Annotated in this window: 15 protein-coding genes; 13 read left to right on the top strand and 2 right to left on the bottom strand. The window is 71.4% G+C overall.

Going from position 1 to position 20,942, the window contains the following annotated elements:
* Window positions 1-793: 793 nt before the first annotated feature.
* From AB0I91_RS30625 to AB0I91_RS30610, 4 genes are all read left to right on the top strand, one after another.
* A complete protein-coding gene (locus AB0I91_RS30625) occupies window positions 794-1,075 on the top strand; it encodes a metal-sensitive transcriptional regulator (RefSeq protein ID WP_498775610.1) in 282 nt (93 codons plus the stop codon).
* 52 nt (window positions 1,076-1,127) lie between these two features.
* Window positions 1,128-1,334 carry a heavy-metal-associated domain-containing protein gene (locus AB0I91_RS30620; protein WP_498775608.1) on the top strand — a complete coding sequence of 69 codons (207 nt, stop codon included), beginning with the start codon at window positions 1,128-1,130 and terminating at the stop codon, window positions 1,332-1,334.
* A gap of 107 nt (window positions 1,335-1,441) precedes the next feature.
* On the top strand, window positions 1,442-2,386 hold the full coding sequence (locus AB0I91_RS30615) for a DUF8832 domain-containing protein (protein ID WP_498775606.1): 945 nt from the start codon (window positions 1,442-1,444) through the stop codon (window positions 2,384-2,386).
* Window positions 2,379-4,697: a heavy metal translocating P-type ATPase gene (locus tag AB0I91_RS30610; protein WP_499640065.1), complete on the top strand. Its 2,319-nt coding sequence runs from the start codon at window positions 2,379-2,381 to the stop codon at window positions 4,695-4,697. The genes AB0I91_RS30615 and AB0I91_RS30610 overlap by 8 nt, the downstream gene beginning before the upstream one ends.
* A 140-nt stretch (window positions 4,698-4,837) precedes the next feature.
* Here AB0I91_RS30610 and AB0I91_RS30605 read toward each other — a convergent pair whose 3' ends face one another.
* Entirely contained in the window at window positions 4,838-5,413 is a 576-nt protein-coding gene (locus AB0I91_RS30605) for a GNAT family N-acetyltransferase (RefSeq protein WP_498775602.1), read from the bottom strand.
* Window positions 5,414-5,643: 230 nt separating this feature from the next.
* Between AB0I91_RS30605 and AB0I91_RS30600 the strand changes: the two genes are divergently transcribed.
* Window positions 5,644-6,423, top strand: a complete 780-nt coding sequence (locus AB0I91_RS30600) for a TetR/AcrR family transcriptional regulator (RefSeq protein WP_499640063.1) — start codon at window positions 5,644-5,646, stop codon at window positions 6,421-6,423.
* On the opposite strand, the gene AB0I91_RS30595 is transcribed toward AB0I91_RS30600, so the two are convergent.
* Window positions 6,397-7,422, bottom strand: a complete 1,026-nt coding sequence (locus AB0I91_RS30595; RefSeq protein ID WP_498775598.1) for a LacI family DNA-binding transcriptional regulator — start codon at window positions 7,420-7,422, stop codon at window positions 6,397-6,399. The two genes, AB0I91_RS30600 and AB0I91_RS30595, sit on opposite strands and share 27 nt — an antisense overlap.
* 168 nt (window positions 7,423-7,590) lie before the next feature.
* Between AB0I91_RS30595 and AB0I91_RS30590 the strand changes: the two genes are divergently transcribed.
* From AB0I91_RS30590 to AB0I91_RS30555, 8 genes are all read left to right on the top strand, one after another.
* Window positions 7,591-9,504 (top strand): glycoside hydrolase family 127 protein, encoded by a 1,914-nt coding sequence (locus tag AB0I91_RS30590; protein WP_499640061.1) that lies wholly within the window; start codon window positions 7,591-7,593, stop codon window positions 9,502-9,504.
* Between the two features lie 124 nt (window positions 9,505-9,628).
* The gene (locus AB0I91_RS30585) at window positions 9,629-10,897 is read left to right on the top strand and encodes an ABC transporter substrate-binding protein (RefSeq protein ID WP_499617533.1); all 1,269 of its coding nucleotides are present in this window, start codon (window positions 9,629-9,631) and stop codon (window positions 10,895-10,897) included.
* Window positions 10,898-10,916: 19 nt separating this feature from the next.
* On the top strand, window positions 10,917-11,882 hold the full coding sequence (locus AB0I91_RS30580; protein ID WP_499640059.1) for a carbohydrate ABC transporter permease: 966 nt from the start codon (window positions 10,917-10,919) through the stop codon (window positions 11,880-11,882).
* Complete coding sequence (locus AB0I91_RS30575; protein ID WP_499617531.1) at window positions 11,879-12,685, top strand: carbohydrate ABC transporter permease; 807 nt, start codon at window positions 11,879-11,881, stop codon at window positions 12,683-12,685. The genes AB0I91_RS30580 and AB0I91_RS30575 overlap by 4 nt, the downstream gene beginning before the upstream one ends.
* Window positions 12,686-12,748: 63 nt before the next feature.
* Window positions 12,749-13,591, top strand: coding sequence for a hypothetical protein (locus AB0I91_RS30570; RefSeq protein WP_499640057.1), 843 nt, complete (start codon window positions 12,749-12,751; stop codon window positions 13,589-13,591).
* 95 nt (window positions 13,592-13,686) lie between these two features.
* The gene (locus AB0I91_RS30565; RefSeq protein ID WP_499640055.1) at window positions 13,687-16,188 is read left to right on the top strand and encodes a glycoside hydrolase family 127 protein; all 2,502 of its coding nucleotides are present in this window, start codon (window positions 13,687-13,689) and stop codon (window positions 16,186-16,188) included.
* Between the two features lie 30 nt (window positions 16,189-16,218).
* A complete protein-coding gene (locus tag AB0I91_RS30560) occupies window positions 16,219-17,649 on the top strand; it encodes a glycoside hydrolase family 43 protein (protein ID WP_499640053.1) in 1,431 nt (476 codons plus the stop codon).
* On the top strand, window positions 17,646-20,912 hold the full coding sequence (locus tag AB0I91_RS30555; protein WP_499640051.1) for a galactose-binding domain-containing protein: 3,267 nt from the start codon (window positions 17,646-17,648) through the stop codon (window positions 20,910-20,912). The genes AB0I91_RS30560 and AB0I91_RS30555 overlap by 4 nt, the downstream gene beginning before the upstream one ends.
* Window positions 20,913-20,942 lie beyond the last annotated feature (30 nt).

Genomic DNA, 20,942 nt, shown 5'->3' with positions numbered 1-20,942 from the left:
GCAGGCTTGGCGGACGCTTTTCCCGCCAGGCCTGCCCGGCTTTGGCCTGCCTGGGGTGCCCGTAAGGGCCCCATGTCAAATCGAGCCGGACTGAAATCGTCGATCCGAGCCAGCCTCAACCACCGCACCTGCCCCAGATTGCCGGACACCGCACCACCCCGCCGGGGATCGCAAGCTGATCGCAAGGTTCGACGCGGGCGTTCCCGAGCCACCGCCCCCCGCACCACCACAAGAATCCCGGGTTGCCCCACCCCGCCCCACCACCCCGCCCCACCACCCGCACCACCACCCCCGCACCACACCCGACGAGGAAGTCGATCCCCGCACTGTGACCGCCATCCCCGGTGACCACCACGTGTCCGCGCTCGTCCTGATCTGCGACCACTGCGGACGTGTGCACAACCGGCCCGATGAGGCCGCCACCAGATGGCCGGCGCTCTGGGCACAGGCCGTCGCCGCGGGCTGGCACGGCCTGGACCGCCCGGTCGGCCCTCACTTCTGCTTCCGCTGCACCGCCTGACGGGCCACTCCCTCCCACCTCGCCCGGCCGCTCCCTCCCCACCGCTCCCTCCCCACCGCGGCCTCACCGCACCCCAGGCGACCTCCACCCCGTCACCGCCCGCCTACGGCCCTCCTCCGCCCAACCCCAGATACAGTACGGGGGTAGGGTGCGCGCCTGGCCCCTCCGTGGGTGACGCCAGTCACCCCACCTGACGTCCGAGTTGACTCAGGTACCCCCCAGGGGTATGAATATCCCTGACGGGCACGCAACAGGTGACCGAAGGGAGTGGACATGCGGGGTTACACCTCCGGCAAGGACGACGTCCTCAAGCGCTTGCGCCGGGTCGAGGGGCAGGTCCGCGGGCTGCAGCGGATGGTCGAGGACGACGAGTACTGCATCGACGTCCTGACCCAGATCGCCGCGGCGACCAAGGCGCTCCAGGCGGTCTCCCTCGGTCTGCTCGACGAGCACCTGAAGCACTGCGTAGCGGACGCCCTCACCCAGGGTGGCGAGAACGCCGACGCCAAGGTCCGCGAGGCGAGCGACGCGATCGCCCGCCTGGTGCGTTCCTAGCGGCTGCGCACGCCACCCGAGTCACACCGGATCAACGAACCAGGAGCACCCGATGGCCGAGTCCACTTTCACCGTCACCGGCATGACCTGCGGCCACTGCGTCGCCTCCGTGACCGAAGAGGTCACCAAGATCGACGGCGTGACCGGCGTGAACGTCGACCTGCCGACGGGCGCGGTCAAGGTGACCAGCGCCGCCCCGGTCGCCGAGGCGGACGTCCGCGCGGCCGTCGAGGAAGCGGGCTACGCCCTCGCGGGCTGACCCACGACCACCCCGATCAATCCCGACCAGGACCTGATCACGGCACAGCAGCCGAACCCCGGAGCCCGTCGGACGTGACGGGCTCCACCAGTCTCGAGGACTGACCAATGAACACAGCAGCGAAGCTCTCCGCCTACGGTGCGGTACTCGCCCTGGTCGCCGGTGGCGCCTGGGCGGCCGGTAGCGCTGTCGGTCCCTTCGCCGTCGAAGCCGCTCCGAGCGGCCACGACGACACGTCCGGTGCTGAGGGCGCCGGCCACGGGGACGACCACAGCGGCACCGTCGCGGAGACCGCGCGCAACGACCAGCCCGCGGGGCTGGCGTCGTCCAGGGGCGGTTACACCCTCACGCCCACCGACACGACGCTGACCACGGGAACCGACTCCTTCTCCTTCCGCATCCTCGGCCCCGACGGCGCGGCGGTCACCGCCTACGACGTCGAGCACGACAAGCGGATGCACCTCATCGCCGTCCGCCGCGACACCTCCAACTTCCGGCACGTCCACCCCGAGATGGCGCCTGACGGCACGTGGACCGTGCCGCTGGACCTGCCCGACGCCGGCAGCTACCGCGTGTTCGCCGACTTCAAGCCCACCGGTGGCGAAGGGGTCACGCTCGGTGTCGACGTCAACGCGGCGGGTGCGTTCGAACCGCGCGCCCACGAGCCGTCGCGCGTCGCCGAGGTCGACGGCTACCAGGTCCGCCTCGACGGCGACCTCGTGCCCGGCAAGGCCTCGCCGGTGCGGCTGACCGTGAGCAAGGACGGCGTGCCGGTCACCGACCTGCAGCCCTACCTGGCGGCGTACGGTCACCTGGTGGCGTTGCGCGAGGGCGACCTGGCCTACCTCCACGTGCACCCCGAGGGCGCTCCCGGTGACGGCAGGACACCCGCCGGCCCGGAGATCGCATTCGTCGCCGAGGTGCCGTCGGCCGGTGGCTACCGGCTGTTCCTGGACTTCCAGCACGACGGCGTCGTGCGCACGGCCGAGTTCACCGTGGGCACCGACGGCGCCCACGCCGAAGGGGCGGAGGAGGAGCACGGCCATGGCTGACACCCGGATCGAACTGGCGATCACCGGCATGACCTGCGCCTCGTGCGCGGCCCGGATCGAGCGCAAGCTGAACAAGCTCGACGGCGTGACCGCGACGGTGAACTACGCGACCGAGAAGGCGCGCGTCACGTTCCCCGCCGACCTCGACCCCCGGACCCTGGTCGAGCAGGTCGAGGCAGCCGGCTACCAAGCCGCCCTGCCCCCGCCCACCCCCACGACCGACACCCCGGACACCCCCAACGGCCCGACCGGCAACGACCCGACCGCCAACGACCCGACCGCCGTGCTCCGGCAGCGGCTGCTCGTGTCCGCGGTCCTCTCCGTCCCGGTGATCCTGCTCGCCATGGTCCCGGCGCTGCAGTTCACCTACTGGCAGTGGATCTCCCTCACGCTGGCGGCGCCGGTGCTGGTCTGGGGCGCGTGGCCGTTCCACCGCGCCGCGTGGGCGAACCTGCGCCACGGCGCGGCCACCATGGACACGCTGATCTCGATGGGCACGATCGCGGCGTTCGCCTGGTCGTTGTACGCGCTGCTGTTCGGCACCGCGGGCACGCCCGGCATGACGCACCCGTTCGAGCTGACGATCTCGCGCACCGACGGCGCCGGCGCGATCTATTTGGAGGTCGCGGCCGGGGTGACGACGTTCATCCTGGCGGGCCGCTACTTCGAGGCCCGGTCGAAGCGCCGTGCCGGCGCCGCCCTCCGCGCGTTGCTCGAACTCGGCGCGAAGGACGTCGCCGTGCTCCGCGACGGGCGCGAGGTCCGCGTCCCGATCGGCGAGCTCGCGGTCGGCGACCGGTTCGTGGTCCGGCCGGGGGAGAAGATCGCCACCGACGGCGTGGTGGCCGAGGGCAGCTCGGCGGTCGACGCGAGCATGCTGACCGGCGAGTCGGTGCCGGTCGAGGTCGGTCCCGGTGACGCGGTGGTCGGCGCGACCGTCAACGCGGGTGGTCGGCTGGTGGTCCGCGCCACGCGGATCGGCGGCGACACCCAGCTGGCGCAGATGGCCAAGCTGGTCGAGGACGCGCAGAACGGCAAGGCGCAGGCGCAACGGCTCGCCGACCGGATCTCGGCGATCTTCGTGCCCGTCGTGATCGCCCTCTCGGTCGGCACCCTGGCGTTCTGGCTCGGCGCGGGCGGTGGCGTGTCGGGCGCGTTCACGGCGGCCGTCGCGGTGCTGATCATCGCGTGCCCGTGCGCCTTGGGCCTGGCCACGCCGACCGCGCTGCTGGTCGGCACCGGGCGCGGCGCGCAGCTGGGCATCCTGATCAAGGGGCCGGAGGTGCTGGAGTCGACCCGGCGCGTCGACACCGTGGTGCTGGACAAGACCGGCACCGTCACCACCGGGCGGATGAGCCTGGTGTCGGTGCACACCGCGCCCGGCGTCGACGAGGACGAGGTGCTGCGGCTGGCCGGTGCGCTGGAGCACGCCTCCGAGCACCCGATCGCCAAGGCCGTCGCGGCCGGTGCCCTCGAGCGGACGGGCGAGCTGCCCGAGGTCGAGGGCTTCCAGAACCTCGAAGGACTGGGCGTGCAGGGCGTGGTCGACGGGCACGCGCTGATCGTGGGGCGTGAGCGCCTGCTGGCCGAGTGGAGCGTCCACCTGGACGGTCCGCTGGCCGAGGCCAAGCGTGCGGCGGAGGAGAAGGGGCGCACCGCGGTCCTGGTGGCGTGGGACGGCGAGGCGCGAGCGGTCCTGGTCGTGTCGGACACCGTGAAGCCGACGTCCGTCGAAGCGGTCCGCCAGTTCCGCGCGCTCGGCCTGACCCCGGTGCTGCTGACCGGTGACAACGAGGCGGCGGCCCGCGCGGTCGCGGCCGAGGTCGGGATCACCGAGGTCATCGCCGAGGTGCTGCCGAAGGACAAGGTGGACGTGGTCGCCCGGCTCCAGGGCGAGGGCAAGGTCGTGGCGATGGTCGGTGACGGCGTGAACGACGCCGCCGCCCTCGCGAAGGCCGACCTCGGCCTGGCCATGGGCACCGGCACCGACGCCGCGATCGAGGCCAGCGACCTGACGCTCGTGCGGGGTGACCTGCGTGCGGCGGCGGACGCGATCCGGCTGTCCCGGCGGACCCTCGCCACGATCAAGGGCAACCTGTTCTGGGCGTTCGCGTACAACGTCGCCGCGCTGCCGCTGGCGGCGGCCGGGCTGCTCAACCCGATGATCGCGGGTGCCGCGATGGCGTTCTCGTCGGTGTTCGTGGTGTCGAACAGCCTGCGGCTGCGCGGGTTCCGCAGCACCGCGACCACCGACTCGCGGCCGAGCCGTTCGGCGGAGTCGGCGCAGGACAAGGTGCCCGCCGCCGTCTGACCGCGCCGCACCGTGGCCCGGAGCCGAACGTGGCTCCGGGCCACTTCACGTGCACCTGAGGGTTGAACTCGGGGGCCTGAGCGTTCGACACGCAGGATCTGAGCGTTCGACACGCGGGGCTTGAACGTTCGACACACGGGTCAGTGCGGGGGTCGCCAGAGCGGGCGCAGGAGCGGGCCGCCCTCGGGGAGGGCGATCGGGGCCCCGGACGGGGTGAAGCCGTGCCGGGCGTAGAGCGCGGCGCTGCGCGCAGTGCTCGCCTCCAGGTACACCGGTTGGCGCTCGGCGTCGGCGCGGCTGAGGCGGTGGCGCAGGATGGCGCTGCCCACGCCGAGCCCCCGGCTCTCCGGCACCACCGCCATCGACGCCAGGTACAGGTGCGGCACGTCGGGGTGGGGGAGCGCGACCGCCGCCGCCATCCGCCGCAACGCCGGGTTCGCCCGGGCCTGTTCCGCCAAGGCGTCCGCCTGCCGCCGCAAGGGTTCGGCCGACTCCACCGCCATCCACGTGGACACGCCGACGACCACCCCGTCACGTTCGGCGACCACCACCTCCTGTTCGGTCAACGCGCGGGCCAGCCACTCGCGGAACAGCTCGGTGAAGTCGTGGCCGGTCATCGCCCACGCGGTCACCGCCTCGTCCGCGCACGCGGCCGCGAACACGGGGGCGATCCGGTCCAGCTCATCGACATCGGCGATTCTTTGTACGCTGTACACAAGAACAGTGTTTCCCAACGCCCAAGCATGTTCGACGGTATACGTCACACAACAGCAGCGTGACGAAAAGGAGGTCGACCGTGCGTTGCGCGCACTGCGGCACCGAACTCGCGCCGCCCACCCGGGGCCGACCGCGGCGGTACTGCGGCCGGGCCTGCCAGGCACGGGCCTACCGCGCGCGCAAGGACGGCGCGCACCCTCGACGGTCCTTTGTGGACAAAGTGCCCGCAGTGCCGCTCGACCGCGACCTGGTGGTCCGCACCGCCATCCAGCTCGCCGACGCCGAAGGGCTCGCCACCGTCTCGATGCGACTCGTCGCCGCCCGGCTCGGCACCTCCACGATGTCCTTGTACCACCACGTGTCCGGCAAGGACGACCTCGTCACGGCCATGGTCGACATTGTCCTCGCCGAGCACCGCCCACCCCCGCCCGACGCGACCGGCTGGCGCGCCCTGCTCGAACACGAGGCCCGCGAGGAGTGGGCGCTCTACCAACGGCACCCGTGGTCGCTGACCGCCCTCGCCACCACCCGCCCGCCACTGGGCCGCTCGCTCCTGGAGACCGTGGACCGCTTCCTCTCCGCCCTCGCCCTCGACCACCGCACTGCGCTCCCGGTGTACCTGCTGGTGAGCGGGTACGTGCAGGGCACGGCCCTGATGGCGGTGGCCGAGTTCGAGGCGGCCCGGGACACCGGCGTCAGCTCGCGCAGCTGGTGGCAGGCCCGGCTCGGCCGCCTCGGGGGCGTGGTCGGCTCGAACCGCTACCCCTGGCTCACCGAACTGGCCGCCGCCGACCCGCCGACCACCGCCGACCTGGACGGCTGGTTCGACTTCGGCCTGCACCGGGTCCTGGACGGCATCGCCGTCTTCCTCGAACCCGACGACCCCAACGCCCTCAACGAACCCGACAACACCCACGAGCCCCACGAACCCGACAACACCCACGAACCCCACAACACCGGACCCAACCCCCACGAACCCGGCTCACGCATGCCCGATCGCCGAGGTTGACTCACGCACGACCAACCGGCACGGCTGCCGGATCACCCCCGACGGCCGCCTCCCGTCCAACGCGTCGAACAGGTACCGCGCCGCCGTCGTGCCCAACCGCTCCAAGTCCAGGTCCACGGTCGTCAACGGCGGCCGGCAGTCGGCGGCGAAGTCCTCCCAGTTGTCGTAGCCGACGATCGCCACGTCCTCCGGTATCCGCTTCCCCAAGCGGGACAACGTGTCCGCGACCCCCGTCGCGATCTGGTCGTTGCCGCAGAACACCGCGTCCACCTCGGGATCGGTGGCCAGCAGCATCCGGGCCGCGTGCCGTCCCCAGCGCTGCGACCACTCGCCGTACAGCGGCGCGCCGCCCGCCAGCCCCAACCCGTGCTCGGCGAGCACCCGGTGCAACGCGGTCACGCGGTCACGGGCCGCGCGATACGTCTGCGGCCCGGTGATGTGGCCGATCCGCTTGCGCTGCAACGACACCAGGTGCTCCACCGCCAGGCGCGCGCCGCCCTCGTCGTCGGCGATCACCGACAGGTCGTCCGGGTCGCTGGACTCGCAGTAGACGTACACGACCGGCACCGGGATGTCGCGGGTCAGCGACGGCCGGATGTCGTTGTCGTCGCCCAGGATGATGAACCCGTCGACCTGCCTGGCCAGCAGCGTGCTGATGTAGTGCCGGCGCCGGATCGCGTCACCGCGCGCGTCGCACAGCAGCACCGACATCTGCTCGTTGGCCAACGCGTTCTCCACCCCCAGCAGGATCGGGATGGCGAACCGGCCGCCGAGCTCGTCGGTGAGCAGGCCGATGGTGCGCGTCCGCCCCGAGATCAACCCGCGCGCCAGGGCGTTGGGCTGGAACGACAACTCGGCGGCGGCCCGCAGCACGCGCTCGCGGGTGGCGGGCGCGACCTCGTCCCTGGCGTTGATGGCCTTGGACGCGGTGGAGATCGAGACGCCGGCCAGCCGCGCCACGTCGCTGAGGGTCACCGCGTCGGACCGCCGTCTGCCCATCGAAAGCCTTTCGAAAAGTTTGTCGAACGCCGAATCGATTGTAGGCGCTCTTCACGACCATGAACCGCCATCGTGGACGACGTTTCCGAGACGCCACAAGGATGATTGCCGAAAAGGTTTTCGGCTGCCAGAGTGCTGGACGAGCACACCGGACCGCGGGAGGTTGGGATGACAGTGACGTCGCCGGACACCACTGCCGTCGGGGGACGTCCCGTCGTGCCGTCGCGGGGGAAGCTGCGCCCGCTCGGCCAGGACGAGGTCCGCATCACCGGCGGTTTCTGGCGGGCCCGCCAGGACGTCAACGCCACCGCCACCATCCCGCACGCCCGGTCGTGGATGGACCGGCTCGGCTGGACCGGCAACTTCGCGCGCCCCGACGCCGGCTCCGCCACCCGCCGCGGCCGGGAGTTCACCGACTCCGAGGTCTACAAGCTGCTGGAGGCGATGTCCTGGGAGGTCGGCCGCACGGGTGCGCCCGGCGCCCTCGACGCGCAGATCACCGAGCTGACCGGCGCGATCGCGGCGGCCCAGGCGGCGGACGGCTACCTGCACACCGCGTTCGGCCGCCCGGGCCAACCCGCCCGGTACAGCGACATGCTGTGGGGCCACGAGCTCTACTGCACCGGGCACCTGCTGCAAGCCGCCGTCGCGCGGGCCCGCACCCGCGGCGGTGACGACGACCCGCTCCTGGCCGTGGCCCGCCGCGCCGCCGACCACGTCTGCGAGGCGTTCGGACCCGACGGCACGCCCGGCGTCTGCGGCCACCCCGAGATCGAGCTGGGCCTCGTGGAGCTGGCCCGCCTCACCGGCGAGCAGCGCTACCTGGACCAAGCCGCCCTCTTCGTCGAACGCCGCGGCCATCGGACGTTGCCGCGCCACCACTTCGGCTGGTCGTACTTCAGCGACGACCGGCCCGTCCGGCAGGCGGAAGTCCTGCACGGACACGCCGTGCGCGCGCTCTACCTGGCCGCCGGCGCGGTGGACGTCGCGGTCGAGACGGGCGACGACGAGCTGCTCCAGACCGTCGCCGCCCAGTTCGACCGCACGTTGGCCCGGCGCACGTACCTCACCGGCGGCATGGGCTCGCGGCACGCCGACGAGGCGTTCGGCGACGACTTCGTGCTGCCGTCGGACCGCGCGTACTCCGAGACGTGCGCCGGGGTGGCCGCGATCATGCTGGCCTGGCGGCTGCTGCTGGCCACCGGCGACGGTCGCTACGACGAGGTGATCGAGCGGATCCTCTACAACGTCGTCGCGACCGCGATCGGCGACGACGGCCGGTCCTTCTTCTACGCGCACACCCTGCACCAGCGCACGCCCACCGCCGCGTTGGCACGCGACGAGGAGCAGCTGGGGTTCGGCGGCGGGCCGCGGGCGCCGTGGTTCGAGGTGTCGTGCTGCCTGCCGAACGCGGCACGCCTGCTGGCCGGGCTCTCGTGCTACCTCGTCACGGCCGACGACACGGGCGTGCGGCTGCACCAGTACGTCGACGCCGAGGTCTCCACCCGGCTCGACGACGGCCGCGAGGTGGGCTTGCAGGTGCGCACCGGTCTCCCCGACGAGGGCGCGGTGGCCGTGCGCGTGACCAAGACCGACGACCAGCCGTGGTCGATCACCCTGCGGGTGCCGCGGTGGGCGGTGGGCGCGGAGCTCGTCACCACCCACGGGCGGCGGCAGGTGCCGGTGGGCGACATCGTGGTGTACCGGTCGTTCGCGGTCGGCGAGGAGATCCGGCTGGAGCTGCCGACCCGGCCCCGCTTCACCGCGCCGGACCCGAGGATCGACGCGACGCGCGGCTGCGTGGCCGTGGAACGCGGGCCGCTGGTGTACTGCGCCGAGTCCGACGGCGACGCCGACCTCGACGCGCTGCGCGTGGACGACACCGTGCCGCCGGTCGACGCGGAGGCGGGCGTCGAGGTCCAGGCCCGGTTCGACGCGCCGCGCCCGGACGCGTGGCCCTACGGACCGCCGGAGCCGACCGACGGCGCCACCGGGCCGACCACCCCGCTGACCCTCGTGCCGTACCACCGCTGGGCGCGCGGCGGCCCGTCGACCATGCGGGTCTGGCTGCCCAGGACCTGACCGACGCAACCCGACCGACCCCAGGACCTGACCGACGCAAAACCCGACCGGGACCCGACCGACGCAGGACCCCGACCGACCACCACCTGATGACCCACCCGGACCGTGCTCAAAGGAGAGACCGGTGAAAACCAGAGGGCTTCGCATTGCCTCCGCCGTGGCGGCGGGTGTGCTGGTGCTGGCCGCGTGCGGCGACCAGCGGGCCGAGGGCCCGGCGGGCGCGGACGACGGCGCGGTGCTGACGCTGTGGACCCGCGCGGCGACCGAATCCGTCTCCAAGGCCTACGCCGACGCCTACAACGCCACCCACCGCAACAAGGTGGAGGTGACCGCCTACCCGAACGAGGAGTACCCGGCCAAGCTCGCGTCGGCGGCGGGCGCGAAGTCGCTGCCCGACCTGTTCGCGGCCGACGTGGTGTTCGCGCCCCAGTACGCCTCGCAGGGCCTGTGGGCCGACATCACCGAGCGGCTCGCCGCGCTGCCCGTGAAGGACCGGCTCGCGCCGTCGCACCTGAAGGCCGGCACGTGGGAAGGCGCGAACTTCGCGTTGCCGCACACGATCGACCTGTCCGTGCTGCTGTACAACAAAGACCTCTACGCCAAGGCGGGCCTCGACCCGGAGCAGCCGCCGCGCACCCTGCGCGAGTTCGCCGACCACGCCCGCAAGGTCGACCAGCTCGGCGGTGACGTCAACGGCACGTACTTCGGCGGCAACTGCGGCGGGTGCGTCGAGTTCACGCTGTGGCCGTCGGTCTGGGCGGCGAACGGCGACGTGCTCGACCCCGAGGGCGAGGAGGCGAGGGTCGACTCGCCGGAGATGGCCGACGTGTTCGCCCTCTACCGCGAGCTGTACGAGCAGGGCGTGGCCGCGCCCGCGTCGAAGGACGAGGCCGGTCCCACCTGGCTCGGCGCGTTGCAGAGCGGGAACGTCGGCATCGCGCCGGCGCCGTCGGTCTGGCTGGACGCGCTGGAGCAGAAGGGCCTGAAGCTGGGCGTGGCCCCGATCAGCGGGCTCGCCGGCGGCGAGTCGACCTTCGTCGGCGGTGACGCGCTCGGCATCGGCGCGACCTCGGAGAAGGCCGAGCAGGCGTGGGACTTCCTGTCCTGGACCACGTCCGACGAGGCGCAGGTCGAGGTCGTCGCCAAGAACAAGGGCGTGCCGACCCGCACCGACCTGGCGGAGAACAAGTACTCCTCGGCCGACCCGCGCACCGTGCTGGTCAACGGCCTGGTGGCCAAGGGCCGCACGCCGTACGCGCGCAACTTCAACGTCTCGTTCAACGACCCGCAGAGCCCGTGGCTGCAAACCGTCCGGGGCGCGCTGTTCGGTGACGCGGGCACGGCGCTGGCCGACGGCAACACCGCCATCACCAAGTCGCTCCAGCAGGGCTGAGCAGCCACCGGAGGCTCGGATGTCCACGACGACGACGTCGAACCCGGCAACGACGGCCGCACCGGGCGCGCGCGCACCCCGACCGCGTTCGGAGTCGCGACCGGCGCGGAGGGGCCGTCGGCTGCGCGCGCTCGTCGGGGCCGCGTACGCCGCGCCGACCGCCGTGATGGTGGGGCTGTTCTTCCTGGTGCCGTTGGCGCTCGTGGTCTGGATGTCCCTGCACCGCTGGCCCTTGCTGGGCAAGGCGAAGTTCAACGCGCCGGCCAACTACAGCGGCATCGGCGAGGACGAGCTGCTCCGCTCCGCGGCCTGGTTCACGGTCAAGTACACGGTGGTCATCACGGTGCTGCTGTTCGTGGTCGCGTTCGGGCTGGCGCTGCTGGTGCAGCACCGGCGGCCGGGCGTCGGCTTCTTCCGCACCGCGTTCTTCCTGCCGACGGCGGTCGGGTTCGCCAGCGCGTCCCTGCTGTTCCTCGGCCTGCTCAGCGACGAGATCGGGCCGGTGACCGACCTGCTGTCGTGGCTCGGGCTGGTCGACGGGTACGTGTCGTGGACCAGCGGCAGCCCGGGCTCGGCGCTCGGGTCCGCGGTGCTGCTGGTGCTGTGGCGGTTCGCCGGGTTCACCATGCTGATCCTGCTGACCGGGCTGCACGCGATCCCACCGGACGTCTACGAGGCCGCCCGGGTGGACGGCGCGAACCGGTGGCAGACGTTCCGGCGGATCACGGTGCCGCTGATGCGGCCCACGATCGCGCTGGTGCTCACCCTGATGACGACCGGCTCGCTGCTCGCGTTCGACCAGTTCTGGATCCTCACCCGCGGCGGGCCGGACAACAGCACCACCTCGCTGGTGATGGTGATCTACCGGGAGGCGTTCATCCGGCTCGACCTCGGCTCGGCCGCGGGCATCTCGGTGGTGCTGCTGGTCGTGCTCGTGGTGTTCAACGCCATCCAGTTCCGCGTGCTGCGCCGGAGGTCGTCGTGAAGACCACCGCGGGCAACCGCCGGGGCTACTACGTCACCGGCACGGCGCTGGCGATCCTGTTCCTCTTCCCGCTGGTGTGGGCCGGGTTCGCGTCCGTGCGCACGGACACCGGGTTCGGGCTGGAGAACTACGCCCGGCTGTTCACCTCCGCCAACGGCGTGCGGCTGGAGCACGTGCTCAACAGCGTGGTCGTCAGCGCGCTCACGGTGGGCGGCACGCTGTTCACCGCCACCCTCGGCGGCTACGCGTTCGGCCGGTTCCGGTTCCCCGGCCGCGACGCGCTGTTCCTGCTCACGCTGGCGATCCTGATGGTGCCGTACGCGACGATCCTCATCGCCCTGTACGTGCTGCTGGGGTGGCTGGGGCTGGAGGACTCGCTGGTCGGGCTGAGCCTGGTGCTCATCACGTTCCAGCTGCCGTTCTCGGTGTTCATGATGCGCAACTCGTTCGAGGCCGTGCCGCTGGAGCTGGAGGAGTCGGCCCGGGTCGACGGCTGCACCAGCGCCGGCACCCTCGTGCGGATCATGCTGCCCGCCGTGCGGCCGGGCCTGGTGACCGTCGGCCTGTTCGCGTTCCTGACCTCGTGGAGCGAGTTCTTCGCGCCGCTGATCCTGCTCAACTCCACCGACAAGTTCACCACCACCCTCGCCGTGGTCAACATGCGGACCGCGAGCCACGGGTCGATCGACTACGCCGCCCTCGAAGCGGGGGTGGTGTTCATGGCAGTTCCCTGCCTCGTGCTCTTCGCCGCCATGCAACGCAGCTACGTCCGCGGGTTCACCTCAGGCGCCGTCAAGGGCTGATCCCGCTGTCCGATGCTGCTTCGTCCGGCAATCGGAAGGAAGATGATCGTGTCACGATCATGGATGAGAACGGTGCTCGGCGCGGTGGTCCTCGCGCTGGCGGTGAGCGGCGCGGGCGTCGCGCAGGCCGAGCAGGCGCGTGACGTCACGGCCGCCGCCAACCCGGCGACGTGGAGCCCGCCGTCGAACCTGGTGACCCCGCTGAACCAGGTGTGGTCGCACCAGGAGAGCACGTACGGCAACCTGTACGGGTTCCGCAACTACGGCTGGGACCAGGTCTTCGTCAACGGCGGCTACCTGAACTTCTGCGTGCGGTGGGACTCGTCGGCGCCGGTGAGCGCGTCGCTGCGCGACCGCATCCACGCCAAGCTCGCCGAGCAGTACAAGAAGTGGACGGACCTGATGGTGGGGCACAACAACTGGCCCTACGCGCAGGTGCCCGTCAAGGTCGTCGGCTGGGCCGTGCGCGACCGCAGCACGTTGCAGTGGAGCGACAACTCGGTCGACATCTACGTCAACAACATCCGGGAGAACGCGCCGCAGTGCGCCGAGCAGTGCGGCCGGTTCTTCGTCCGCGACGGCCAGTACCGCAACTGTCCCGGCGGGGTGCCCCGGCACTACGACCAGTCGTTGTGGCTGACCGCCGGCATGGGCGGCGGCGCGGGCGGCGACTGGGGCCAGCGGATGGGCAGCGAGTACTTCGTCAACAACCTCGGCAGCACGGACGTGACGATCCTGCTGCACGAGATCGGGCACACGTTCGGTCTGGACGACTTCTACGACTGGACGCCCACCGGCGTGTCGAGCTTCATCATGAAGGCCGGCAGCGCCCGGAACATCACCGAGTTCGACGCGTGGATGTTCCGCGACTGGTGGCGGCACCTGAAGAGCCGCTACGGCCGCTGAGCGACGCCGGCGCCCCCGCGGCCCTGCACCCCGGGGGCGCCGGCCCTCCTCCCCACCGCGAGTCCTGTGCCACCACGTCACGGAAGGTGACGCGCATGTCCATGCCCACTCCATCACGTCGTGCCGTGCTGCGAGCGGGCGCGGTGGTCGCCTCGGCCACCGCCCTGCCCGCCCTGAGCAGCACCGCCGCCGCCGCCGCCGACCCGGTCGCCTCCGCCGCGAGACCGGACACGGGCGCGTCGGCGCACGCGTTCCCGCTCGGCGCGGTGACGCTGCTGGCCGGACCGTTCCAGACCAACACCTCCCGCACCCACGCCTACCTCGAGTTCCTCGACGCCGACCGGCTGCTGCACACCTTCCGCCTCAACGTCGGCCTGCCGTCGTCGGCCGTCCCCTGTGGAGGGTGGGAGTCGCCGACCACCGAGCTGCGCGGCCACTCCACCGGTCACGTGCTGACCGCGCTGGCCCAGGCGTACGCGAGCACCGGCGACACCGCGTTCCGCACCAAGGGCGACTACCTGGTCGCCCAGCTCGCCACCTGCCAGGACCGGGCCCAGGCCGCCGGGTTCAACACCGGCTACCTGTCCGCGTTCCCGGAGAGCTTCATCGACCGCGTGGAAGCACGCCAGCAGGTGTGGGCGCCCTACTACACCCTGCACAAGATCCTGGCGGGCCTGCTGGACATGCACCTGCTGGCGGGCAACGCCCAGGCGCTCACCGTGCTGACCCGCATGGCGGCGTGGGTCGGCTGGCGCAACGGCCGGCTGACCCTGGCGCAGCGGCAGAACATGCTCAAGACCGAGTTCGGCGGCATGAACGAGGTGCTGACCAACCTCTACCAGCTCACCGGCGACCCGGCGCACCTCACCGCCGCGCAGTACTTCGACCACGCCGAGATCTTCGACCCGCTGGCGAACAACGTCGACGCGCTCAACGGCTACCACGCCAACACCCAGATCCCCAAGGCGGTCGGCGCGATCCGCGAGTACCACGCCACCGGCCTGACCCGGTACCGCGACATCGCGACCAACTTCTGGAACATCGTGGTGGGCACGCACACCTACGCCATCGGCGGCAACTCCAACGGCGAGTACTTCAAGGCGCCCGGCCGGATCGCGTCGGAGCTGTCGGACCACACGTGCGAGTGCTGCAACACCTACAACATGCTCAAGCTGACCCGCCAGCTGTTCCGCACCGACCCGAGGGCCCACTACTTCGACTTCCACGAGAAGGCCCTCTACAACCACCTGCTCGGCGGGCAGGACCCGGCGTCCGCGCACGGCCACCACAGCTACTACGTGCCGCTGCGGCCCGGCGGCCGGCGCACGTACAGCAACGACTACCAGGACTTCACCTGCTGCCACGGCACCGGGATGGAGACCAACACCAAGCACTCCGACAGCATCTACTTCCACGCCGGCAACACCCTGTACGTCAACCTGTTCATCGCCTCCACGCTCACCTGGCCGGGCCGGGGGATCACCGTGCGGCAGGACACCTCGTTCCCCGAGTCGCCGTCCACCCGCCTCACCGTCACCGGGTCCGGCCCGATCGACCTGCGCGTCCGCATCCCGTCCTGGGCCGCCGGCGCCCAGCTCAAGCTCAACGGCGCGGTGCAGGACGTGCCGACCGTGCCGGGCACGTACGCCCGCCTGGACCGGACGTGGAGCAACGGTGACGTGGTGGACCTCAGCCTGCCGATGGCGCTGACCCGGGAGCCGGCGCCGGACAACCCGGCCGTGCAGGCGGTCAAGCACGGACCGATCGTGCTCGCGGGCGGCTTCGGCACGACCGACCTGACGTCGATGCCGACGCTCCAGCCCGGGACCCTGCGGGCCACGACCACCCCGCTGCGCTACACGGCGACGGCGAGCACGGGCCAGGTGACGCTGCTGCCGTTCTACCAGGCCCACGGCCAGCGCTACACGGTCTACTGGAACGTCACCGACACGCCCGCGCCGCCGCCGTTCATCGCGCACTACCCGTTCGACGAGGCGGCGGGCTCGGTGGCGGCCGACGCCACCGGCAACGGCCGGACCGCCACCCTCGCCGGCGGCGCGCGGTGGACCACCGGGCGCACCGGCTCGGCGGTCGACCTCGGCGGGGCGGGCGAGCACGTGCTGCTGCCGGCCGGCCTGCTGGCGGGCGCCACGGCGTTCAGCGTGGCCACCTGGGTGTGGCTGGGCGCCGTGACCACGTGGGCGCGGGTGTTCGACTTCGGCGCGGGCACCAGCACCTACCTGTTCCTGACCCCGCGCGGCTCGGCCGGCGGCGCCCGGTTCGCCATCACCACCGGCGGCGCGAGCGCCGAGCAGCGCATCGACGCGCCGTCACCCCTGCCCGCCGGCGCGTGGACGCACGTCGCCGTGACGCAGGCGGGCAACCTGGGCGTGCTCTACGTCAACGGCGTCGAGGCGGCCCGCAACACGGCGCTGACCGTGCGGCCGTCCGCGCTCGGCAGCACCACGCAGAACTGGATCGGGCGCTCCCAGTACGCGGGCGACCCCTACCTGGACGGCGCCGTGGACGGCTTCCGGGTCCACGGCCGCGCCCTCACCGCCGCCGAAGTGGCCGACCTGCACGCGACCGGCCGCTAGCCACCACCCCCCCACCGTTAGGACTCACCCATGCGCACCCGACATCGGGCGGTGAAGCTGGGCGCGGCACTCGCGCTCGTCGCCTCCGCCGCCGTCGCACCGGCCGCGTCCGCGGCCAACCCGATCATCACCAGCGTCTACACCGCCGACCCCGCGCCACTGGTCGTCGGCAACACCTTGTACGTCTACGCGGGCCGCGACGAAGCGCCCACCGGCACCAACAACTTCGTCATGCGCGAGTGGCGGGTGCTCTCCTCGACCGATGCCGCCACCTGGACCGACCACGGGGCGAAGGCGAACATCGGCACCTTCCCGTGGGCGGGCGCGGACGCCTGGGCCAGTGAGGTCGAGGCGAAGAACGGCAAGTACTACTGGTACACCTCCGTCAACGGCAACGGCGCGGGGTGGATGGACATCGGCGTCGCGGTCGGCGACAGCCCGCTCGGGCCGTTCCGCGACGCCAAGGGCGGTCCGCTGATCAGCGACGGCACGCCCAACTCGTCCGGGCTGAACATCGACCCGACGGTGTTCACCGACGACGACGGCCAGTCCTACATCTACTGGGGCGGCTACTGGGGCGCGCGGGCGGCGAAGCTCAAGCCCAACATGATCGAGCTGGACGGCGCGGTGGTCACGCCGCAGGGCCTGGCGAACTTCTGGGAAGCGCCCTGGATGTTCAAGCGCAACGGCCTCTACTACCTGATGTACGCGGCCAACGACACCAACGGCTGCGTCACCGACTCCAACTACGCCTGCCAGCGCTACGCCACGGCCACCAGCCCGCTGGGGCCGTGGACGCACCGCGGCGTCGTGCTCGACCGGGTCTCCTCGACCACGAACCACGCGGGCGTGGTGCAGTTCAACGGGCAGTGGTACATCGTCTACCACAACGCCAACGCGCCCGGCGGCGGCAACTTCCGCCGGTCCGTCGCGGTGGACCTGCTGCACTTCAACGCCGACGGCACGATGCGCAAGGTCACCCAGACCACGACCGGTCCGCCGCCGAACCCCGGCGCCGACCCCGGCACGGGCACGAACCTGGCCACCTCGGCGACCGCGTCCACCTCGCACGTCTCGGCGTGGGAGTCACTGGCCGCGCTCAACAACGGCGGCACGCCCGCGAGCTCCGCGGACCGCTCGAACCTCGCCTACGGCAACTGGCCCGAGCGCGGCACGCAGTGGGTCGAGTACCAGTGGCCGACCAGCCGCTCGATCAACAAGGTGGCCACGTACTGGTTCGACGACGACCAGGGCATCGACCTGCCCGCGTCGTGCAAGGTCCAGTACTTCAACGGCAGCGGGTACGTCGACGTGCCCGGCCAGTCCGCTTGCGGCGTGGCGGGCAACGCGTTCAACACCACCACGTTCACCGCCGTGAACACCACGCGGCTGCGGTTGTCGATCACCTCGAAGCCCGACTTCTCGACGGGGGTGTTGGAATGGCAAGCCTTCCAGGCGTGACCCGACGGCTGGCGACCGCGGTGGTGCTCGGCGCGCTCCTCGCGCCGGTCCCGAGCGCCTCCGCCGCCCAGACCATCGGCTACCCGACGTTCAACGGACCTTCGATCCCCGCGCCGCCGGTCGGCTACAGCACCGGCAGCACGATGAAGGCCATCTACGACGCCGAGAGCGGCGGCACGGACTTCTGGATGGACCGCCTGCTCGCCCGCCCGGGCAACGACCCGGCGGGCCCGTGGCTGATGACCCGCGGTCGCGGCGCGTTCATGTACACCCACAACCCGGCCGTGATCGGCTTCGGCGGCAACGCCGCGTACTGGGACAACATCAGCAGCCAGAACGCCTACGCCGTCACCGTGGGCTCGGGGACGCTGACCGAGCAGGTGTCGAGCCGGTGGCAGGCCCCGAGCCACTGGAAGGGCGTCTACACCGGCACGGGCGTGCGGGTGGAGGTGGCGAAGTTCATCACGCACAACAACGTCGCCGTGACCAACCTGACCGTCACGAACACCGGCTCGGCGTCCGCCACCCTGCCGCTGCGCGTCACCTCGCCGTACGCGACCACGGTCAGCGGCGCGGAGCTGACCGGCTCGCGGCAGGTGAAGAACAACCTCACCACCATCCGGCCGCGGTTGTCCGGCGACGGGTTCACCGCCGCGAGCGGCGCGCTGACCAGGTCCGTCACGTTGGGCGCCGGCCAGTCGACCACCACCAAGGTCGTGATGGGCTTCGTCACCGACGAGATCCCCGAGTCGCTGACCGAGTACAACGCCTACCGCGGCCACTCGCCGTCGGTCGCGTTCGCCACCCACGTGCGCGACTACAACCGCTGGTGGGCCGACCACATCCCCTACATCGACGTGCCCGACCCGGCGATCAAGAAGAACGTCTACTACCGCTGGTGGCTGATGCGCTTCAACCACCTCGACGTGGACATCCCTGGCCAGGACTTCCAGTTCCCGGTCTCGATCGAGGGCGTCACCGGCTACAACAACGCGATCGCGCTGACCCAGCCGATGCACATCGACGACCTGAAGTACCTGCGCGACCCGGTCTACTCGTACGGTCCGTGGCTGTCGGTCGGCCAGTCGTCCAAGGGCGGCCGGTTCATGGACAACCCCGGCGACCCGGAGAACTGGTCCAACTCCTACACCCAGTACATCTCCGAGGCGGCGTGGCGCAGCTACCAGATCCACGGCGGCCAGCCCGCCATCGCGGGCAACCTGGCCAAGTACGCCGAAGGTGACGTGAAGGGCCAACTGGCCACGTTCGACACCAACAACAACGGCGTCATCGAGTACGACTGGGGCGCCATGACCGGCAACGACGCCGACGCGGTGTCGTTCGACTGGCGCGCGGGCAACCTCGACCGGGCCGAGACCGCGTACGTGTGGAGCGGCGCGTCGGCCGCGCAGCAGGCGTACGCGCTGATCGGCGACACGGCGAAGGCGAGCGAGATGCAGGCGCTGGCCGACCGGATCCGCAACGGCGTGGTGACCACGCTGTGGAACCCGTCGCGGCAGCTGCTGGAGCACAAGCACGTGGCCGCGAACGCCCACGTGCCGTGGAAGGAGATCAACAACTACTACCCGTTCTCGGTCGGCCTGATGCCGAACACCGACCAGTACAAGCAGGCGCTTCGGCTGTTCGCGGACCCGGCCGAGTACCCGGTGTTCCCGTTCTACACGGCCAACCAGCGCGACAAGGCCGAGGCGGCGCAGGCGGGCCACCCCGGTTCGAACAACTTCTCCACCATCAACTCCACGGTCCAGTTCCGGCTGTACTCCTCGGTGCTGCGCAACTACCCGAACCAGTGGATGACCGCCGAGGACTACAAGAAGCTGCTCTACTGGAACACCTGGGCGCAGTACGTCGGCGGCAACACGCAGTGGCCCGACGCCAACGAGTTCTGGGCGAACTGGAACGCGGGCGCCAAGACCATCGACTACCGCTCGTGGATCCACCACAACATCCTGGGCAGCAGCAACTGGACCGTGGTGGAGGACGTGGCCGGGCTGCGCCCGCGCACGGACAGCCGGATCGAGCTGTCGCCGATCAACATCGGCTGGTCGCACTTCGCGGTCAACAACCTGCGCTACCGCAACATGGACCTGAGCGTGGTGTGGGACGACCCGGCCGACGGCGTCACCCGCTACAACGGCGTGCCGCAGGGCTACTCGGTCTACCTCAACGGCACGCGCGCGTTCACCGTCGACCGGCTGACCCGGGTGCTCTACAACCCGGCGAACGGCGAGGTCACGTTCCCGTCCGGTGCCGGCACGGTGAACCACAGCGTGCCGGTCAGCGGGTTGCAGGCGCCGCAGAACGTGGCGCACGGCAGCGCGCGGATGGTCGACGTGTTCGCCAAGGCGGGCGTCGACCTGACCTCGACCACGCCGAACCTGGCGCAGGGCGCGGGCGTCACGGCGTCCTACACCGCGTCCGGCACGTCGGTCGGGGCGGCGGTGGACGGGTTCCCGACCAACGAGCCGCTGTGGGGCACGTCGGGATCGCCGAACGGCACCGACCACTACGAGATCGACTTCCGGCAGCAGCGGACGGTCGACGAGGTGCGGCTGCACTTCCGCGACGACCGGGCGGGCAACCGGTACCGCGCGCCGTCGTCGTACGCGGTCCAGTACTGGAACGGCTCGGCGTGGGTCGCCGCGGCGGCGCAGAGCAAGACGCCGACGACGCCGAAGGCCAACTACAACCGGGTCCGGTTCACGCCGGTGTCCACGCAGCGGATCCGGGTCCAGGTGACGCACGCGTCCGGGTTCAAGACCGGGTTGACCGAGGTGAAGGCCTACAACCGGGGCGGCGGCACGGATCCGCAACCCCCGCCGAACCTGGCCGGGTCCGCCACGCCGTCGGCCTCGTACACCTCGCCGTGGGAGTCGGTGGCCGCGATCAACGACGGCGTCGACCCGCCGTCGTCCAACGACACCGTCAACCCGCGGTGGGGCACCTGGCCCAACACCGGCGAGCAGTGGGCCGAGCTGACGTGGACCTCGGCGCAGTCGGTGCGCTCGGCGCGGGTGTACTTCTTCGACGACAACGGGGGAGTGCGCGTGCCGGCGTCGTGGAAGGTGCAGCACTGGAACGGGTCGGCCTACGTCGACGTGGCCGGTGCGAGCGGGTACCCGGTGGCGACGGACGCCTACCAGGAGGTGACGTTCACGCCGGTGAGCACGACGCGGTTGCGGGTCGTGCTCCAGAGCGGGACGGACTCGGTCGGGCTGCTGGAGGTGAAGGCCTTCGGGTGACCGGACGGGTGTGAAGAGGGGGACCGGTCG

Source organism: Actinosynnema sp. NPDC049800 (assembly GCF_040656635.1).
Taxonomy (GTDB): Bacteria; Actinomycetota; Actinomycetes; order Mycobacteriales; family Pseudonocardiaceae; genus Actinosynnema.
The sequence above is the reverse complement of the archived record's forward strand: the minus strand, read 5'-3'. Positions and strand labels throughout refer to the sequence as shown.

What these genes read in the sequence shown, in the direction of transcription:
- AB0I91_RS30560 (WP_499640053.1), top strand. Translation starts at nt 16,219, where the DNA reads ATGCGCACCCGACATCGGGCGGTGAAGCTGGGCGCGGCACTCGCGCTC.
- AB0I91_RS30625 (WP_498775610.1), top strand. Translation starts at nt 794, where the DNA reads ATGCGGGGTTACACCTCCGGCAAGGACGACGTCCTCAAGCGCTTGCGC.
- AB0I91_RS30565 (WP_499640055.1), top strand. Translation starts at nt 13,687, where the DNA reads ATGTCCATGCCCACTCCATCACGTCGTGCCGTGCTGCGAGCGGGCGCG.
- AB0I91_RS30595 (WP_498775598.1), bottom strand. Translation starts at nt 7,422, where the DNA reads ATGGGCAGACGGCGGTCCGACGCGGTGACCCTCAGCGACGTGGCGCGG.
- AB0I91_RS30620 (WP_498775608.1), top strand. Translation starts at nt 1,128, where the DNA reads ATGGCCGAGTCCACTTTCACCGTCACCGGCATGACCTGCGGCCACTGC.
- AB0I91_RS30570 (WP_499640057.1), top strand. Translation starts at nt 12,749, where the DNA reads ATGAGAACGGTGCTCGGCGCGGTGGTCCTCGCGCTGGCGGTGAGCGGC.
- AB0I91_RS30590 (WP_499640061.1), top strand. Translation starts at nt 7,591, where the DNA reads ATGACAGTGACGTCGCCGGACACCACTGCCGTCGGGGGACGTCCCGTC.
- AB0I91_RS30580 (WP_499640059.1), top strand. Translation starts at nt 10,917, where the DNA reads ATGTCCACGACGACGACGTCGAACCCGGCAACGACGGCCGCACCGGGC.
- AB0I91_RS30610 (WP_499640065.1), top strand. Translation starts at nt 2,379, where the DNA reads ATGGCTGACACCCGGATCGAACTGGCGATCACCGGCATGACCTGCGCC.
- AB0I91_RS30615 (WP_498775606.1), top strand. Translation starts at nt 1,442, where the DNA reads ATGAACACAGCAGCGAAGCTCTCCGCCTACGGTGCGGTACTCGCCCTG.